The sequence below is a fragment of the Reticulibacter mediterranei genome (assembly GCF_016587455.1).
The window spans coordinates 1,917,717-1,935,690 of sequence record NZ_BNJK01000002.1; the positions used below are offsets into that span (position 1 = coordinate 1,917,717).

Below are 17,974 nucleotides of genomic sequence, written 5' to 3' on the forward strand. Positions count from 1 at the left end.
TAGGGTAACATAACCACGAGAGAGATATCAAGAAATGCCTGATACTTTTTTGTTAGACAAATACCACTGGGCCAATAGAAGTATAGGACTTATTGCAATCCCTATAATGGTCAAAAAAAGGATCAATCCAAGTGGAATTCCCCAGGTGGCGAGAGAGACAACGAAGGCACCTTCTACTACCAGGGTCAGGCAGCCCGCTGTGAACGAGATTCGAGCGAGCATGTACCCCCCTATGAGTAATAGGACCAGTATCAACACAAAGATAAGCCAGGGGGAAATGGTGAGAGACTGAACCAGCGAGAAAAACCACCCGGGTTGCAAGATGGTAAACCACCTGAGATAGAGATCGGGAAAGGTCGAAAAACGGGGAACGAAAGAGTAGAGCGCATCATTGAGTGCGCTCAGTGTCATACCGTTCAGGAGAGACAGTGCAGACCAGAGGCCGCAACCCAGGTATATCGCCAGAATCGAGCGGAGCAGGTAGAGAGCATGGGCGAGTCCTATAAAGAAGTGTGCACCTCGACTCTTGACGCCTGAACTCGATTGATCCACTGAGCGACGATTGATAATGTTTTCGAGATTCTCCAGTAAAGAAGAGATTAGCACGCTGGAAAATGTAAAAAGTAGTATAGTAACCCCAAAATCATGAACATAGTGGTAGAGAAGTATGAGAACATTCAAAACGGGATAGGTACAAAGTATATTAATGAGACCCAACATATTTTTCTGCTCCTTTTCGCTTCTTCCTGCCGCCTCAAGCCTGATGCAAAAAGATGACGGACACTCTTGAATAATGTTGCCTGGGGTTTACCAATCCGCTAACGGGGGCTGTCCCCTGCGCCAGGTCCATTCGGTATCCTGCATGAAGCGGACGCCCCACGAATCGGTGATCTGCCAGTCGCGGAAGGTATTGATGCAATTCCAGAGCGCCTCGGCGTTAGCAACCGTTCCTTCGCGCAGTAACGCCTCCGCCAGAGAGAGGAAGTCGGCAGGCTTCTCCGGCGCGTCCTCGATGGAGTGCATCAGCCACTTATGAAAGGGATACAGGATGCGATTGTAGGCCAGGAGCAGACGGGCAGAGTAAAAGACCATCTCACTGCTTGCATGCGTCATCAAATAGACTGACTGCCTTTTTGCGGCCTCGCTGATGAACCAGCGATGGGCCTGAATCTGGCCGTAGAAGGCGCGCATCTTTTGTTCGCGCTCTGCTTCCTGGTAAACAGGTATTTGCTTGAGGAGGTCATCCAGATGTGGCAGATGAGAAAAAGCAATCTGGATATTGATGAATGCGGCCCGGGCTGGCTCGCTCCCCCGCTGGGCTACGTCATGGAGAAAGGCTTCGTTAATGATTTTGCCATCAACATATCCCCCGGGATAGTCGCAGATTTCGGTATTAATGTATCCCAGATCATCGCTTGCGACACGTCTGACGTACTCTTCCTCGGTCACGACCAGTATAATATCTACATCGGAGTTCTCACTCCCCCATCCTTTCGCGAGCGAGCCGCCCACAAGCATAGCCAGATAGCGTGGATCATCCTGAAAAAGCCCTTTCAGACGTTCAACCACTTTCAGATGATGGGCTTGCAAATACATGAAACAGACCTTTCTTGTGCATCAACATCGATAAAACATTGGCAGGAACAAAACAGGAATAGCTTTTTAAAGTCTAGCATATCTCAATCTGAAACTGTAGATGTAATGTGGCGGATAATCGCTTTACCCTGGTCGTCCTCACGCCAACTGGAGAGCACATCGCTCAATAGGTGTCAGCTTTCACGCGTGCGCTTGAGGCTCAGATGTTGGAGGGACTGAGTGAAGAGATGAGAGCAATCATCAGGCGAGGACTCGAACAGATCCAGAAACAATACACGTTTCTGAAGGCAGCGGAAGCCCTCAACTGATGTGCTCTCTGATGATGCTCACATGCCAGGACATTCCACCAGACGATGGATGTGTCCACGTACCGGGATGCATTCGAATTGTCTGTCCTGGGGGATGATGCGCATGGGCATACCATACGCCGGGTCCAGGTTGCTGCCCTTCGGCTCGATTCTGGCATTTGGGACGACCGCAAGCCGGTAACGCTGGAGCAGCATTGCCAGCACCACTTTCATTTCCTGTTGCGCGAACTCCGCTCCAATACATCTGTGTGGCCCGGCGGCGAACGGTAGGTATTCGTACGCTGTTCGGTTGAGCGTTGTCCAGCGTTCCGGCTTGAAGCGATCAGGGTCTTCATATAGCTCCGGCAAGCGGTGGGTTACGAACGGGCTGTAGAAGATCGTTGCTCCTTTGGGCAGCTCGAAGCCGCCAACCTCACAGGGAGCTGCTGCGGTGCGCATGCTGGTAGGTGTTGGTGGCAACAGGCGCAGGCTCTCCTTGACGACGCCGTCGAGCAGGGAGAGTTGATGAAGCGATTGGAGGTCCGGGGCATCGCCATGCAGCCTGCCATCAAGCTCTGCTAACAGATCTGCATGGATGTGGGGATGCTGGTGAAGCAAGAAGGTGGCCCATGTTAACGCGTTGGACGTAGTCACGTGTCCGGCAACATATAATATGAACGCATGACCAATCAGTTCGTCATCAGTAAGCTTTGTGCCATCTTCATCATGCGCATGCACCAGCGCGGCCAGCACATCGGTACTTGTAGTATCTTCGCGCTTGCGTGCAATCAGGGTGCGCACAAAGCTCTCCAACTGTTCAGCAAGTCTGAGCATGCGATGATAGGGTAATCCTGGTATGTCGATGGGCGGCGTATACAGCAGATACGCCTGTGAAGCGATTAATTGCTGGAGGAGCGTTCCGATACGATCTATCTCTTGCTCATCGTCCAGCCCGAAGAGGGTCTTGACCGTGATACGCTGCGTCAACTTCTTCATTTCAAAGTGCAGATCGATCTGGGAGAGAGACTGCCAGCGTTCAAGCATCCGTCCTGTGAGTGCCACCATGTCGTTGTGATACAGCCCGATCTGCCGTTTATGGAAGGCTGGTTGCATCAAATGACGCTGCTGTTTGTGATGCTCTCCATTCATATTGAGCAAGTTATAGAATTGGAGGCGTCCCCAGGCTGTGTCTTTTGGCATTTTCAAGATCGTCCCTTTCCCGGCCTCGAAGATCGCGGGTTGGGAGAGCAGATGGAAGTTGAGCGCAGGTCCAAAGGCAAAGACATAGGAGGGATCGCCATTGGCCATTGCCACGACATCACCGTATGTGTCGTGCAGCCAGCGCGAGTATGTACATGGATAGCGGAAAAGTTTGAGCATATTTGTCCACCCGCCAAGAAGCGGCAAGGCAGCTGGACCGGGAATAGTGCGCGATGAAACAGTTTTTGTTGTCATGAGACTTTCTCCATATTTTTTGTGCTGTTTTATCCAGTAATATCAAATTCAGTGAAATGCGCCCGGATTTGCAGACAAGACCTTCTGCTGATCTGCTTGAATTTATTCACCTGTTAAATGAAAACCAAAGAAATTAACTTAGTTATTGAGATATATTTATCTTAATGGAGAAAAAGAAAATTGTCAAGGGATTCTTAGGGGAAATCTATGAGGGTAAATATGGCTATTCTGGCCTTTACAGATGGAAAGTTTCAGGGGTATACTTTTTGGATAATCAGAGAGGAGAGACAATAAGATGACTGCGCTGAAACAATCGTTTGCCTGGTGGAGTTTTGCTCGGGGACAGTACCCTCCCCAACAGTTGTTGCGGGCTGCCGCCGATATCGGCTATCAAGGTGTGGAACTGATCGAGCGGGAGTTGTGGCCCCTGGTGAAGGATTGCGGGTTGAACATTGCTTCAACCAACGGCGGCCTCTCCATTGAGCGTGGCTTCAACAGGCGTGAGCATCACTCGCGCATTGAAGAGCAGCTTCGAGCGACGATTGCCGAGGCGGAGCAATGGAACATCCCCAACGTGATCGTCTTTAGCGGCAACCGTGAGGGTCTCGACGATCGAGCAGGAGCAGAGGTCACAGCGGAGGGCTTGCGACTGGTGGCGAAGATGGCAGAGGATGCCGGGGTCACGCTGGTTCTGGAATTGCTCAACAGTGCAGTCGATCACCCGGATTATCAGTGCGACCATACTGAATGGGGTGTTGAGGTTTGTCAGATGGTCAACTCGCCGCGTGTGAAACTGCTGTACGATATTTATCATATGCAGATCATGGAAGGCGATATTATTCGCACGATTCAAAAGCACCATGCCTCTGTTGCGCACTATCACACGGCAGGCAATCCCGGACGCCATGAACTGGATGAGACCCAGGAATTGAACTATCCTCCCATCGTTCGCACGATACTCGCAACGGGCTACGATGGCTATCTCGGTCAGGAGTTTGTGCCACAGGGCGACCCGATTGCGGGACTCAAGCACGCGTTTGACCTCTGCAATATCCAGTTGGGATAGAAGCGAAGCAAGAACCCCGGCAGATCTTTTACTGCTCTTTCTTTAGCAGGAGCAGGGTAGGATTGCGCAGTTGGAGGATATCTTCCATGCGGGTCTGAATGCCTCTTTTGAATTCAGGCGGGTAGATATAGAACCGTTCCTCGCGAATGGCCTCAAAGACCATTTCGGCTTGATACTTCGGGGATATCCCCTTCTGGATGGCGCGTTTGAGGATCTGTGCCTCTTCCTGTTCTTCCTGTGACAGCTGTTTCTGCTCACCTGGAGCGTTCTGGAGGTGGGCCGGACGATTGCGCTCCGCATCCTGAATGTGGGTTTTCACGAAGCCAGGGCACAGGACTGAGACCCCGATACTGGCTCCGCTGAGGGTCAGTTCGTGATAGAGCGTTTCTGTCAGGCTCACTACCGCGTGTTTACTCGCCATGTACACGCTCAGGCCCGGACCGGAGGTGAGACCCGCCATTGACGCGGTATTGACAATGTAGCCCTCGGCCCGGCTCTCAAGCATTCGCGGAACAAAGGAGCGGATGCCATGAATCACTCCCCAGAGATTGACGCCCAGCACCCATTGCCAGTCTGCCAGTGTGCTTTCCCATGCGGTCTGCCCGGCCCCGACACCCGCATTGTTGAACAACAGATGCACTCCGGCGTAGGTTTCGAAAGCTTTCCGGGCGAGCGTTTCAACCTCTTCGGCCTGTGAAACGTCTGTAGGAATGGCAAGGGTCTGTGCGCCCTGAGCGGCGAGATCCTGGCTGGCTTGCAAGAGCGCCTGCTCTTCGATGTCTGCCAGGACAACTTTCATGCCTTCCTGGGCACAGCGTTCGGCCAGGGCGCGACCGATGCCGCTGGCTGCGCCCGTGATGACGGCGACTTTTCCCTGAAATGTTTTCATTGTAATGATCCCTCTCTGTTTGTATCTTCTGTCTTTTATTCCATAGAACTTGTGTTGAGTATAGCTGACATGGCAGGATAACGCCTGTCCCATCGGTCACGAAGCGCGGCCTATTTCTGGCCCTGGCAGCTATGACCAGCGTCATAGGTCTGTTGACATTAGTTTGAAGGTTTCATCGGGGAGGGGAAGCACTGGCCTCCATCCATCTGCAAGCAAATCTTGCAGAATCAGACAATCATTTTCGCTAATTATTCTATCTCCCTGTGCAAAGGAGCGTCTATAATTATCCCAGATAGAGAACATACCCCAGATAGCGTGAAGGAGATTAAGAATATGGACATCAAAAGAAGTGGCTCACAACCTTCTGGCAAAGGGCCAGCCGAGTATTTTACCGGCACGGTCCGCATTGATCCTCTCTTCACAGCACCTGATCCAGCACGCGCCGCTGGTGCCAGTGTCACATTCGAGCCGGGCGCGCGGACCGCATGGCATACCCATCCGCTGGGTCAGACCTTGATCGTCACAGCTGGTTACGGGCGAGTCCAACGCTGGGGCGGTCCGATTGAGGATATTCGTCCTGGTGACGTGATCTGGTTTTCGCCGGATGAGAAACATTGGCACGGAGCCGCGCCCACTACAGCCATGACGCACATCGCCATTCAGGAACAGCTTGATGGCAAGGCCGTTGATTGGTTGGAACACGTCAGCGACGAACAATATCAGGGCTGATCGTTAGCAGCCATACGAAGGAGAATGCAATGACTGATTGGACACGCAATGATCTTGAACGAATTGGAGCAGCAGATGAACTACAACTTGCGTCCATCAAGCAAGATGGCACGCTGCGCAAGCCTGTCACGATGTGGGTCGTTCGCGTTGGGGATGATCTATACGTGCGAGCATACAAGGGCCGTGAAGGTGCCTGGTTCCGTCATACCCAACAGCAACATGAGGGACAGATTGAAGCTGGTGGCGTGAAGAAACATGTGACGTTTGTGGACACAAGCTCCGATGAGACGCTCAATGACGCGATAGACGCTGCGTATCAATCGAAGTATCGCGGATATGGCGCGGCCTATGTTGACCCGATGATTACCTCGCAAGCGCGCACAACAACCCTGAAGCTACAGCCATTGCCTGCTGCAAGGACGAGTATGGAGCGACATCAGGCTTGAAAGGCTAACCTCTCTGTCGTGGTCAAGCGATTTATCGCGGAAAAGCGGGAGGCCCCGATAATGAAATGTAACAACCAACATCGGAAACTCGGAAATGAGGAGGAACCCGAATATGGCAGGGGCGATGGCTGGTCCTCGCCCTGAGAGGTCTGCCCCATCATTCCCGATCTCGGTTGTTAAAACTCATAATCGCTTGACTACAACTGGCGGGTTTTTAGTTATTCGCTTCGAGCAACTGGTGCAGTTTTGCCCGTGTCGCCGCGTCGGGCATGAAGATACTGATTCTCAAATCAGCATCGTTGACGACCTGCAAGGTGAGGTGCCGAAACTCCAGGTGGCCCAGCGTTGGATGCTCCATGATTTTGTCACCATCGAGCGAGCGGGGAGCGTGATGTTCTTGCCACCACCGACAGAATTCGGGGTTGCTCTGCTTGAGGGCCGCGATCAGCTCCTCGAATCCTTCATCGTTCGGTGCGCTCGCGCTGGCGGTACGCAGCTCCGCGACCATGCCATGTGCCATCTCTTCCCAATTGGAGAAGTGGTCCCGCATCGTTGGATCAGTAAAGAAGCGCCAGATCAGATTTCGCTCGTATGGCAACCCCTCTGCGGGAATCTGCAAGACCTCTTCGGCAGCCTGATTCCAGGCCAGATAGTCCCAGCGGCGTCCCATAACATACGCAGGGGTTGGGTTAAGATCATCAAGTATTTCTTGGAGGACCGGACTGACGCGCTCTTTTGTAGGGGACATGTGAGGAGGAAGCGCGTGTCCGGCGAGCAGAAACAGATGCCGACGCTCGTTGGGAGTGAGCTTGAGCGCCTGAGCGAGGCTTTCTAACACCTGCACCGAAGGACGGACGTTGCGACCCTGTTCCAGCCAGACATACCAGGACGTGCCAATATTGGCGAGCTGGGCAACCTCTTCCCGGCGCAGACCCGGTGTTCGCCTGCGCAAACCTGGTGGCAATCCTACCTCAGCAGGCGAGCGCAGTGCTCGTTGCTTCCGCAAAAAGTCGGCAAGCGCCCGTCGTCGTTCGTCCTCGTTCATCTATGAACCCTCTCCCTGGCTGATCCTGGTGGTCAGAAACCTATGATGAAGAAGCCCTGGTTCGGCCCCCACCCATAGAGCATACTCAAGAAGGACACCTGCGTCAAGCAGGAAACATGAACAGGAGGAGACATAAATATGAAAGAAACCATTGGCTTTATTGGGCTGGGGCGTATGGGGCAACCGATGGCCCTCAATTTGTTGAAAGCTGGTTATCAGCTTACCGTCTACAATCGCACGGCGAGTAAAACGGAACCATTTGCCGTTCAGGGCGTCAAGATTGCTGCTCAGCCGAGCGATGCAGTAGTGGAGGGCGGGATCGTTGTGTCTATCGTGACGGATGATGCGGCCCTGGAAGATGTTGTGATGAGCGCTGGTTTTTTGCAGCGATTAGGGCACAACGGCATTCATCTCTCGATGAGTACTGTATCTCCTGCCACTTCACGCAAACTTGCAGAACTACACGCCCGGCATGGAAGTTATTATCTTGACGCCCCTGTCTTTGGCCCGCCCCCGATGGCTGCTGCCCAGAAGTTACACATCTGTCTGGCGGGACCGGCGGCGGCGAAAGCGCGGGTGCGCCCGGTACTTGAGGCGCTTGGGGAGAGCATCTTCGATGTGGGCGAAACGGTTGGCTCGGCCAATATCGTCAAGCTAAGCGGCAATTTCATCAGTTTCGCCGCGGCACAGGCCATGAGAGAGGTGCTGAGCCTGGCAAAGAAGAGCGACATCGACCCAGTGGGCGTGGTGGAGATGTTGACCCGAACTCTGTTTCCTATTCCCATTTACCAGTACTTTGGCAAGCAAATTGCTCTGGACCCGGAACACTTCTCTGCGGGTTGGATCGGTGTCAAAGATACCGGTCTCTTCAAAGAAGCGGCGCACCATGCAGGCTCTCAGGCACCGCTGGCCGATCTCGTTCATGATCTGCTAGCAAAAGAGTAGGGTCATCAAGGGAGAACGACAGCAACTTCCTGCATCTCCATCAACTGCTGTAACTTCGCCAGCGTATCCGTTTGGGGTTGTGGTGTATAGATCATGACTTTGAGATCGGGTGCGGCAGGAACCTGTAAGGTTGTATGCTCGAACATCAGGCGTCCTACCAGTGGATGCTCTATGTTTTTCTCTGCGTCGGCTTTCCCTCGGACATCGTGACGAGGCCACCATGCGCGGAACTCTGGACTGACGCGCTGTAAATCGGCTATCAAACGTTTGAACCATTCTTCATCGGCAAAACGCGCGCTATCAGCACGGAATTCCGCCAGCACTCTCTGCGCAACCTGTTCCCAGGGAGGATAGTATAAATAACGACTCGTTGGATTCGCAAACATACGCCAGAGAGCATTATGCTCATATGGCGGCTCCCCCTGCGACAGCAGAAGAGCACGATCAGCAGCGGTATTCCAGGCGAGGTAATTCCAACGATGATCGACGATGTAGGCCGGGATAGGGTTGAGCGAGTCAAGGACATAGCGTAATGCAGGGCTGACCTGCTCGTCATCCGGTGGGTATGCATCAACGCGGGGTTGCTGATCGGCAAGCAAGAGAAGGTGTTGCCGTTCAGCAGGTGTAAGTTGTAATGCATCAGCAATGCTGTGTAGTACCTCGCCGGAAGGGTGAATATCGCGTCCTTGTTCCAGATAGGTATACCAGGAAACGCCCACATTCGCGAGCTGGGCAACCTCTTCGCGCCGTAATCCTGGGGTGCGTCGTCTCCCACCAGTGATCAACCCGACCTGTTCAGGCGAGAGGCGCATCCGTCGAGTGCGGAGAAAATCCGCCAGGTCTAGTCTGCGTTGTTCGTCGCTCATCTATCCTCTTTGTTCCTTATCCTGTTAGTCTCAATCCCACGATCGAGGAACTCTGGTTGTGTCAGAGGTCTTGTGTCATACTCATTAGTGTATCACAGATCGTGATTACTGGAGTTTCAATGAAAGTAAAGAGGGATTTCTCTATGGTATCGCAATATAATAATCAGCCTGCCGCAGCAGCAGGAACGTTTACGATGGCCGAAGATTTGACAGTTACGCGCATGGGGTACGGCGCTATGCAACTTGCTGGCCCGCACGTGTTCGGCCCTCCCGCTGATCGCGACGCTGCCATCGCTGTCCTGCGCGAGGCGGTGGAGCTGGGTATCACGCATATCGACACCAGCGACTTTTATGGTCCGTACGTCACCAACCAGATCATCAAAGAAGCCCTGCACCCCTACCCGGACGGGCTGCACATTGTGACGAAGGTTGGCGCGTTGCGAGACGCCGAGGGGAACTGGCCGCCAGCGCTTGCCCCTGAGCAGTTGCGCCAGGCGGTGCATGACAATTTGAACCACCTCGGACTCGATGCACTCGATGTCGTCAACCTGCGCGTTGGGGGGTTTGATAGTCCCACTCCTGGCTCGATTGCCGAACCGTTTACGGTCCTCGCGCAAATGCAGCAAGAAGGACTGATCAAGCATCTTGGTATCAGCACCGTGACCGCCGAGCAGGTCGCCGAGGCACAGTCCATTGCGCCAATTGTGTGTGTGCAGAACTTATATAACCTTGCCCATCGGGACGACGACGATCTGATTGACGCTCTGGCTGCACAGAACATCGCCTATGTGCCCTACTTTCCGCTTGGTGGCTTCTCCCCTCTTCAGTCCGACACGCTGAACTCGGTTGCCACCCGCCTGGGTACTACACCAATGGCCGTTGCGCTGGCGTGGTTGCTCCACCGCTCACCAAACATTCTGCTCATCCCGGGCACCTCGTCCGTCGCACATCTACGCTCCAACATTACCGCTGCTGCGCTGACCCTTTCCGAAGACGATCTGGCAGAATTGAATAGTATTGCCTCTTGAGTACTTCAGTCGTAGTCGAGCGATTTATCGCGGGAGAGATCACATGAAAAGTGTCCCGCGATAAATCGCTCGACTACGACTGAAGTATTACATCTCGTTGTCAGGTCAGGAAGTTGGAGACGCAGGGCTTTCCAATTCTCCCATCTAGCGGGAGTGCAGAGGGCTGCCGCCCTCTGCCGGGGTGCGGGGTGTCCCCGCAAAAACCTTTTTTCTTCTCTTTTGCGCGCCGTCGCAGGCGGCGCGCGAAGGAGGGAAGGAAACTGGGGACACCCCAGACCCCGGCAGGGAGACCCTGCACCCCTTTGAGCGGAGAACTGGAAAGCCCTGGTTGGAGACGGATGCTCTTGCAAGAAGGGAGTCGATCTGGTACAGTGAGGGCAGAATAGCATAAAAGGGGATCATATATAAAGTATGATTCGTTCATGTTGACCCGCCGAGGGTTTCTCAGGAATGCACTGGTGGTGGGTGGCCTGGGATCAGCTGGTGGTATCTTTGTGTATCAGGCAGCAAGCATGTTGTCGTCTCTAGGAAAAACGAAGCGTCGAGCGTTAAAGGTTGCCTCGACGAAAGACCTGGGGGCGGTTGGTAAGCCGGCCTCTGTACTTGTGCGTGATGGTGGGGCTACCCTGCTCCTCGGCGATCGCTTGCTCTGGATGTTTGGCGATACACTGGTGGCAAATGATACCCAGATTCGCTCAAATACTGCGGCCCTGGCTGATCCTGAACAACCTCTCGTGACCCATGATGTGTTAGATGCTCATGGCCGCCCCTATCAGTTTGTACCCTTTACGGCTGAAGAGCAGGCTTATAACGATGGGACTGGCAAGCCAGATGACCGTATTGCGATCTGGCCTGCCAGCGCGATTGAGTATCATGGGCAAGGTCTCGTCTTTTCGTACAAATTGCGTGTCAAGCCGGGAGTGCTCAATTACGAATTTCTCGGCGTTGCTCTGGCGCTTGTACAGCCGGGACAGACGCAGGCAAAGCGCTTGCCCGGCCTGCTCTTTACCTATCCTGAACCGGATTTTGTCTGCGCACAGGTCTATCAGGGATATGTGTATGTGTATGGGGGCAATCACTCGTCAGATAATGCCGATGTTGTAGCGCGTGTCCCCCTGGATCAGGTTACAGAGCGCACAGTATACACATTCTGGAATGGAAAGACCTGGGTTTCTGATGTGCAGCAGGCGCGCCCTGTCCTCTCCCAGATTCCCGGATCTGTCACGGTCTCGTACAACGACTATCTGGGGCAATTCCTGGTCACTCATAATCAGCTGCTCTCGCCAGATTTTTTCCTGCGCACTGGCCCGGGTTTTACCGGCCCCTGGGACAAGCCAGTCGCCGCCTTTCGTCAACTGCCGTCATCTTCAGATGGCTTCAACTATGCTGGTATTGAGCATCCCGAGCTGGCGAAGCATGGGGGACGTACCATTTATGTGAGTTACTTCAACACGACCGGCTTTCTTGCAGGAAATCTCCGTCTGGTTGAAGTGAATTTCGCCTGATTATCGGGACAATTCTGCTGTATATTGAGGCTCACAAGATCATACAAAGAGGCCAGAGCATGATATATACCCTGGCCCCTGTAAACAGCCGCAAAGCGCTCTGCATAAGAGCCGCTTTCAGCTTCATCAGATGAACTAAGCGTTGCCGCAGTTGCCATTGATGGTGAAGCAGTAGATGAGCACCGACTGCACACAGGCCAGCGCGTTGGTATTAACATAACCTTTGCCGTCGCCTGCGCCATGAACGCCCTCAAGTTCTGCGTCGCTCAATTCGAGCGCACCAGCGGGATTGGCGGGAAGCATGGCCTGCTCCTCGCTGCTCAAGCTGCTGCGATACTCTTCGTCCTTCCACGCGCGTACGATGTCGATTTTCATGTGAAATGTTCCTTTCTCTTTGAAATACCGTTTGACCAGACGTTCCATTTTTTGTCATCTTGAGTACACACTTAAGATCCAGAACGTCTCGCCTCTGTTGCTTTTGTGCAACCATATTTAGTATAACAAGACAACTGTATATTGACAAATTCAAAAATGCAATAATACATGTATCCTGGCGTTCTTTTATGTTGTCGTCCCTTGAATAAATAGACAAAGGGAGGCCGAGATGATATGTTACACCATCTCATATCAGGCGTTCATACACTGTTTCCGTTTTTCTGGGCCTCTGTGAGAATGCCAGCTTAAAGCAAAAAGAAGGCATTGCGCTTTGCAGGGAGGAAACCATTTGGAGACGTATTTTGAGGGGAGAGGTTCGGACTCTCCTTCTATTGAGGCAGTCTGGCGTGGCGGAGCCGGGCAAGGGTATACCCCTGTCTGCCCGGCCTCCGGGCAATGGCATTTACTCTTTCTCAAGCGGTACGACAGGCTGCATATTTCTGTACAGGGACCGTTGACCAGAGCGACCCCTGTGGCTCAACCCGAAGGGACCGAGTGGTTCGGGGTCACGTTTCCTCTCGGCACTTTTCTGCCCGCACTTTCCATTCAACGCTTGCTGAATGAGCAGGCATTCCTGCCCCTGGCCTCGCAAACATCCTTTCAGCTGGCTGACTCCAGCTGGCCGATCCCTAACTATGAGAATGTTGAGACCTTTATTGAGCGCCTGGTTCGCCAGCATGTGCTGGTCTCTGATCCCGTGGTGCAGGCGGTCCTGGCTCATCACCCGGTAGAGATGTCGTTGCGCACTATCAGGCGCCGCTTTGTCCTGGCGACCGGGCTCCCCTACAAGACAATTGAGCAGATCGAGCGCGCCAAACAGGCCACCGCGCTTCTGGGGCAGGGCGTTTCGCTGATCGACGCGGCATATCAGACCGGGTACGCGGACCAGTCCCATCTGACCCGGGCGCTGAAGCATTTCATTGGCTACACACCCGCCCTGATTGCTCGGACTCAACATGGGCTGACGCTCCGCTAAAGAGTTTTATCAACAAGCGGGAGCTTGTTGATAAAACCTTATTGGATGGCCATTTTCTTCAAGACGCTCCCCTCAGTTAGCCGTATACTCGTGGTGCTGACTCTTCATGTGAAGAAAGCGGCTACACTGGTTAAATCAGAGTTGAACGAGAAAAGGAGCATGCTATGAGAAAAATCATTTCTCTGATCCATCTTTCGCTGAATGGCTTTACCTCGGGTCCCAACGACGAACTGGATTGGATTGCGTATGATCACGAATTAGAGCAGGATGCCCATTCCTTGCACGTGCTCACAGACGCGGTGATCTGGGGGCGCAGAACGTATGAAGGCATGGCCAGCTACTGGCTCACGGTGCCGGGCAATCCCGCCAGCACTCCAGCCGAACTCGAACACGCGCGCTTTCTGGACGCTGCCACCAAGATTGTGGTCTCGCGCACATTGGAGCGCGTTGCATGGAACAATGCACAGAATACCGTGTTGATCAAGGATCATATCGCTGAAGAAATTCATGCCATCAAACAGCAGCCAGGCAAGGATATCTGGTTCCTCGGCAGTCCCATGCTGGCGCGCACGTTTATGGAACTGGATCTGATTGACGAATATCGCATCAACATCAATCCAACGATCCTTGGCGAGGGCAAGGCCCTCTTTGCCGGCGTCACCCGTTCATTCCCGCTCAAACTACTGGCCTCAAAGACCTTTCAGAGTGGAGTTGTGGCCTTGCGCTACGAACCGGATCGCTCAGCAAAGTAGCAGAAGGCAGACGCGGCATATATGAACGCTTGGTGTGAGTGAGAAAACACTTGAAAAAAGGTATCCAGGCTCTCAAGTAAGCTGAAATCAAGAATCTTCCAGGAGCTTACAAGGGAACACCTGGATACCTTTCTCACTGTCCTCTACGTCATGGTCGATGACCTGTGCAAGCAGCATAGTTTGTCGATGCCCAGACACCCTGGTCCAGCCCCTAAGCCGGGCTTGAGTGAACTCCTCACCCTGGCGTTGTGCGGGACAATGGGCGCGATTTCCCAGCGAACAGACCTTTTATCGCTTTACGCAGCGTCATTTGAAAGCCGCCTTTCCGATGCTTCCCGCTCTTGCTTCTGTATGAAAAGGTTCTCACTGTCGATCACCTTCTCCGTAGAGGCAACTCAGATCTCATGTTTGCGCATGAAGGGGCGACGCTGTTGCTCAATCAACGCATTTTGGATTGGCTTGACGAGATCCTTGCTTGAAGGCCGTCATCCAGAACAGCAAGGTCGAGCTGGCTCAGATGTGCGGGATCGGTAATCGTGTTGATCGCGGTGATTTTGTCGTTCGTGATCGTAAACGTAGCGACCAGAAGCATCTGTCCATGTGGAGCGATGACGATTCCTGCTGAACCGTTCACCAGGATGGGCCATGCTCCCTGAGTCTTTCCGACAAACGTTCTAGCAACGGCAATGGCACCATGAGCCTCTTGTAACGCGCCAGTAGGCAACTGAGTGCGGTCGTGTTGGAATAGCACATCCGGGTCGAGCAGTGTGAGCAGCGTCTCAAAGTCACCTGCGCGCGATGCTGCGAGGAAGGCTGTAACCATTTCGCGGCTTCGTGTGAGATCTGTTTCGGAAGTTGTGCTTGCTCCTCGTACCCGACGACGCGCGCGACTCGCAAGTTGCCGGACCGCCGTTTCTGAACGCTCCAGCATGGGCGCGATCTCATCAAAGGGAACAGCAAAGATATCGTGCAGCACGAAGGCGAGACGCTCAGCGGGTGAAAGTGTGTCGAGGACGACCAGCAGCGCGATCCCAACCGCGTCTGCTAGCTCCACCTCCTGTTCAGGATCGATCTCATGTTCGCGGTGCGGCTGGATCTCGTCTGCTCCCAGCGGCTCCTCGCGCCGCGATTGACGTGAGCGCAGCATGTCCAGGCAGATGCGCGTGAGAGTCGTTGTCAGCCATGCTCCCATGTTCTTGATAGAGTCGCTCTGGACACGGCACAGATGGAGCCAGGATTCCTGTACAGCATCCTCCGCCTCAGCAAGAGAGCCAAGCATGCGATAGGCCATCGCCATGAGTTGAGGACGCTCGGTCTCGAAGCGCTCAACCAGCCAGTTATGTTCATTCATCAGGTTATTTCCTTCATTTTCTGTGGTCAAAGGAATGACGTGTGAACCCCGGTCGATGTGACAGAAAATAAACCCGCCGCAAGCTGCTGCGGATTCATCCCACGCGGAGAGGCGGGTTTTCCCAGGCTTTAGCCCTTGCCTTTTAGCCCAGGGCTTTCCAATTCTCCCATTTAGCGGGAGTGCAGAGGGCGGCAGCCCTTTGCCGGGGTGCGGGGTGTCCCCGCAAAAAACTTTTTTCTTCTCTTTTGCGCGCCGCCGCAGGCGGCGCGCGAAGGAGGGAAGGAAACTGGGGACGCCCCAGGCCCCGGCAGGGAGACCCCTGCACCCCTTTGAGCGGAGAACTGGAAAGCCCTGCCTTTTAGCCCCTGCTTGTTGAAAACCTGTTCGATATGTGCTAGACTAATCAGGAGCCACAGCAACGTGAGGAGGACAGAGAGGCAATAATGGCACGGGCCACGATCACGATCACCCAGCACTTGAACTATGCACCAGGGCATGCCGTCTCCTTCACGGCCAATCAAGCGCTCTTTAATACGGTGGTCGCCTTTTATTTCGACGTGATCCAGGCCCATGAGCAGATCCTCACCCTCAAGGCAAAAGAGGCCCTCACCGCCCTGGAAATCCTCACCCATACCACCGAGAGGAATCCTCATCCGGTTATGCCCCTCTCCGAGATCCACGAGGATATTCCCGCCATGTTTCGCCGCGCTGCCATCAATGCAGCTCTTGGCTCGGCCAAATCGTTTTACAGCAACTTGAAGCGTTGGAAGAACCGCTGTGAGAAGGCGGAAGCCAAAGGCAAAACGTTTACCGATCGTCCGCCCGTGCCGCCGCGCACCTGGAACAAGTCCGTCCCTTTCTATGCAGGACTTTGGCGTGAGCGAACCCAGAACAGTGTCATGCTCAAAGTGTGGACCGGGGCATGCTGGTCATGGATCAAGGTGCGCATCAGTGGACGCTCTTTGCCCACAGATCACGAGATCGGCAGCCCCCAACTCATTCGACATGGGAAGGAGTGGCGGTTACATACCCCCGTCGAGAAAGCGTTCACGGCTCCTGCCAAAGTGGAGGAGCAAATCAAAGCACAGATCCCCATCAAGATCTGTGCCGTCGACCTGAATCTTGGCGAACAGATCGCTGTGTGCAGTGTCCAGAACGCCGAAGGTACGACCCTCGCGACCCGCTTCATTGGCGGGGGCGATGCGGTATCCGGCTTTAGGAAGAAGGCGCTTGGACGCATTGCACGCAACCGCCGCAAGACCGGCATCATTGCAGAGGGGGAGCAGGATAATGTGGCTCGCTTCCAGAAGCTCCGCAATCGCAACGACTCTGAGGCCCATCGCGTCAGCCGCCGCATTGTCCAGTTTGCGCTCGAAGAGGGAGCCAGCATCATCGTCTTTGAACATCTGGGCAACCTCAAGCCGGAGAAGGGCAAGTATAGTCGGCGTGGGAACGAGAAGCGAGCATATTGGATGAAGGGGCGCATCTTTCGGTACACCAGATACAAAGCGTGGCACGAGTGCATCATCACCAGTCGGGTGAATCCACGCAACACCAGCCGGGACTGCGCCCGATGTGGCGCAAAAGTCGTCAGATATGCGCAAGGATGGCACCCCCAGGATGGCTATACCATCGGTGCACCCCTGGTTCGTTGTCCCGCCTGCCAGATGCGTGGGCATGCCGATAGAAACGCGTCCATCGTCATTGGGCAGCGGCTCTTTGCACGATATCGCCACCCCGTCACACAGGAAAAGCCTCAAGCTCGCCGGGTACGTTCCGGCAGGGTCGTGAAAGCGACAGGTGTGGTCGTCTCCCAGGACGCCCAAAACCGGAAGCCACCATCTATGGCTGCGGCAAGGCATGGAGACCGTCACGAGCATGGCACCGCTCAGACGGGATCGCTCTGGATGGATGAGCACCTGTCGTCTTTCCCTACTCAACTACGGTTATTCAGCGAGTAGTCGCTACGCGACACACACTCAGAGAACCGCGTACAGAGGGGAGGAAGAAGCTGCCGGGCTTTCGCCCGTGCGGAGTGTCACATGGTCCGCTGAAGTTGTTGAGCAGTCACATTTTTTCGCCCTGTTGCGTCGGTAAGGTGAAGGGTGAGAACCCAACCAATGAGACGGGAGAAAATTGTTCGTGGAGTCCTCACCCCGAAACACACCAATGCTCTATGTGAAAGGAAATGTTCAATGAACGTACTGATGATTCGCGCCAAGGCCCAGGCCGCGCATGTTACAGATCTCGAAGCCGCAGTCAAAGGTGTTTTCGCCGGGCTTGATCGAGAGCAGCCCCAAGGTATTTGCTATCTATCATGCCGACAGTCCGATGGGTTGACCTATACAATTCTGTTGGAGCTTGATGAGGGCGTTGACAACCCTCTCCCCGCATTGCCAGAGTTTCGCGCTTTCCAGGAGGGCCTCAGGCAATGGATTGCTGAGCCGCCAACCTCTGAGCCGGTGACGGTGATTGGATCGTATCGCATCCTCTAATAAACGCAGTCTGGGAGGGATCGCTGTGAGGGCAAGGGGGGATAAGCCCTGCTCGTACAGCGATCCCCGTTCCCATTCCTCAACGATGGTGTAGAGGGTGTTGCGAGC

18 protein-coding genes are annotated in these 17,974 nt (G+C 54.1%); 10 read left to right on the forward strand and 8 right to left on the reverse strand.

All coding sequences use genetic code 11. The features are described from left to right. Window positions 1-27 precede the first annotated feature (27 nt). From K3T83_RS46895 to K3T83_RS46905, 3 genes are all read right to left on the reverse strand, one after another. On the reverse strand, window positions 28-720 hold the full coding sequence (locus K3T83_RS46895; protein ID WP_220210041.1) for a hypothetical protein: 693 nt from the start codon (window positions 718-720) through the stop codon (window positions 28-30). Window positions 721-807: 87 nt separating this feature from the next. Next, on the reverse strand, window positions 808-1,596 hold the full coding sequence (locus K3T83_RS46900; protein ID WP_220210042.1) for a DUF4037 domain-containing protein: 789 nt from the start codon (window positions 1,594-1,596) through the stop codon (window positions 808-810). A gap of 326 nt (window positions 1,597-1,922) precedes the next feature. Next, window positions 1,923-3,338: a cytochrome P450 gene (locus K3T83_RS46905; RefSeq protein WP_220210043.1), complete on the reverse strand. Its 1,416-nt coding sequence runs from the start codon at window positions 3,336-3,338 to the stop codon at window positions 1,923-1,925. A 295-nt stretch (window positions 3,339-3,633) separates the two neighbouring features. Between K3T83_RS46905 and K3T83_RS46910 the strand changes: the two genes are divergently transcribed. Further along, window positions 3,634-4,404, forward strand: coding sequence for a hydroxypyruvate isomerase family protein (locus tag K3T83_RS46910; protein WP_220210044.1), 771 nt, complete (start codon window positions 3,634-3,636; stop codon window positions 4,402-4,404). A 28-nt stretch (window positions 4,405-4,432) separates the two neighbouring features. Here the strand turns inward: K3T83_RS46910 and K3T83_RS46915 are convergent, their stop codons facing one another. Then, the gene (locus K3T83_RS46915; protein WP_220210045.1) at window positions 4,433-5,293 is read right to left on the reverse strand and encodes an SDR family NAD(P)-dependent oxidoreductase; all 861 of its coding nucleotides are present in this window, start codon (window positions 5,291-5,293) and stop codon (window positions 4,433-4,435) included. 333 nt (window positions 5,294-5,626) lie between these two features. Here K3T83_RS46915 and K3T83_RS46920 point away from each other — a divergent pair, with 333 nt between their 5' ends. Together K3T83_RS46920 and K3T83_RS46925 are read left to right on the forward strand one after the other, a co-directional pair. Next, the gene (locus tag K3T83_RS46920; protein ID WP_220210046.1) at window positions 5,627-6,022 is read left to right on the forward strand and encodes a (R)-mandelonitrile lyase; all 396 of its coding nucleotides are present in this window, start codon (window positions 5,627-5,629) and stop codon (window positions 6,020-6,022) included. A gap of 29 nt (window positions 6,023-6,051) precedes the next feature. After that, window positions 6,052-6,468, forward strand: a complete 417-nt coding sequence (locus K3T83_RS46925) for a DUF2255 family protein (protein WP_220210047.1) — start codon at window positions 6,052-6,054, stop codon at window positions 6,466-6,468. Window positions 6,469-6,682: 214 nt separating this feature from the next. Here K3T83_RS46925 and K3T83_RS46930 read toward each other — a convergent pair whose 3' ends face one another. Then, the gene (locus K3T83_RS46930) at window positions 6,683-7,513 is read right to left on the reverse strand and encodes a helix-turn-helix transcriptional regulator (protein ID WP_220210048.1); all 831 of its coding nucleotides are present in this window, start codon (window positions 7,511-7,513) and stop codon (window positions 6,683-6,685) included. Between the two features lie 138 nt (window positions 7,514-7,651). On the opposite strand from K3T83_RS46930, the gene K3T83_RS46935 reads away from it, so the two are divergent. Further along, window positions 7,652-8,458, forward strand: coding sequence for an NAD(P)-dependent oxidoreductase (locus tag K3T83_RS46935; protein WP_220210049.1), 807 nt, complete (start codon window positions 7,652-7,654; stop codon window positions 8,456-8,458). Between the two features lie 5 nt (window positions 8,459-8,463). Here K3T83_RS46935 and K3T83_RS46940 read toward each other — a convergent pair whose 3' ends face one another. Further along, window positions 8,464-9,324: a helix-turn-helix transcriptional regulator gene (locus K3T83_RS46940; protein ID WP_220210050.1), complete on the reverse strand. Its 861-nt coding sequence runs from the start codon at window positions 9,322-9,324 to the stop codon at window positions 8,464-8,466. A gap of 143 nt (window positions 9,325-9,467) precedes the next feature. Here K3T83_RS46940 and K3T83_RS46945 point away from each other — a divergent pair, with 143 nt between their 5' ends. Continuing rightward, on the forward strand, window positions 9,468-10,352 hold the full coding sequence (locus tag K3T83_RS46945; protein WP_220210051.1) for an aldo/keto reductase family oxidoreductase: 885 nt from the start codon (window positions 9,468-9,470) through the stop codon (window positions 10,350-10,352). Between the two features lie 422 nt (window positions 10,353-10,774). Then, on the forward strand, window positions 10,775-11,857 hold the full coding sequence (locus tag K3T83_RS46950) for a DUF5005 domain-containing protein (protein ID WP_220210052.1): 1,083 nt from the start codon (window positions 10,775-10,777) through the stop codon (window positions 11,855-11,857). 135 nt (window positions 11,858-11,992) lie between these two features. Here the strand turns inward: K3T83_RS46950 and K3T83_RS46955 are convergent, their stop codons facing one another. Continuing rightward, window positions 11,993-12,232, reverse strand: coding sequence for a mersacidin/lichenicidin family type 2 lantibiotic (locus K3T83_RS46955; protein ID WP_220210053.1), 240 nt, complete (start codon window positions 12,230-12,232; stop codon window positions 11,993-11,995). Window positions 12,233-12,581: 349 nt separating this feature from the next. Between K3T83_RS46955 and K3T83_RS46960 the strand changes: the two genes are divergently transcribed. Together K3T83_RS46960 and K3T83_RS46965 are read left to right on the forward strand one after the other, a co-directional pair. Next, the gene (locus K3T83_RS46960; protein ID WP_220210054.1) at window positions 12,582-13,268 is read left to right on the forward strand and encodes a helix-turn-helix domain-containing protein; all 687 of its coding nucleotides are present in this window, start codon (window positions 12,582-12,584) and stop codon (window positions 13,266-13,268) included. A gap of 164 nt (window positions 13,269-13,432) precedes the next feature. Next, window positions 13,433-14,020: a dihydrofolate reductase family protein gene (locus K3T83_RS46965; RefSeq protein ID WP_220210055.1), complete on the forward strand. Its 588-nt coding sequence runs from the start codon at window positions 13,433-13,435 to the stop codon at window positions 14,018-14,020. 439 nt (window positions 14,021-14,459) lie between these two features. Here K3T83_RS46965 and K3T83_RS46970 read toward each other — a convergent pair whose 3' ends face one another. Continuing rightward, a complete protein-coding gene (locus K3T83_RS46970) occupies window positions 14,460-15,371 on the reverse strand; it encodes a sigma-70 family RNA polymerase sigma factor (protein WP_220210056.1) in 912 nt (303 codons plus the stop codon). A 443-nt stretch (window positions 15,372-15,814) separates the two neighbouring features. On the opposite strand from K3T83_RS46970, the gene K3T83_RS46975 reads away from it, so the two are divergent. Further along, complete coding sequence (locus K3T83_RS46975) at window positions 15,815-17,332, forward strand: zinc ribbon domain-containing protein (protein WP_220210057.1); 1,518 nt, start codon at window positions 15,815-15,817, stop codon at window positions 17,330-17,332. 234 nt (window positions 17,333-17,566) lie between these two features. After that, entirely contained in the window at window positions 17,567-17,866 is a 300-nt protein-coding gene (locus K3T83_RS46980; RefSeq protein ID WP_220210058.1) for a hypothetical protein, read from the forward strand. Window positions 17,867-17,974: the final 108 nt, after the last annotated feature.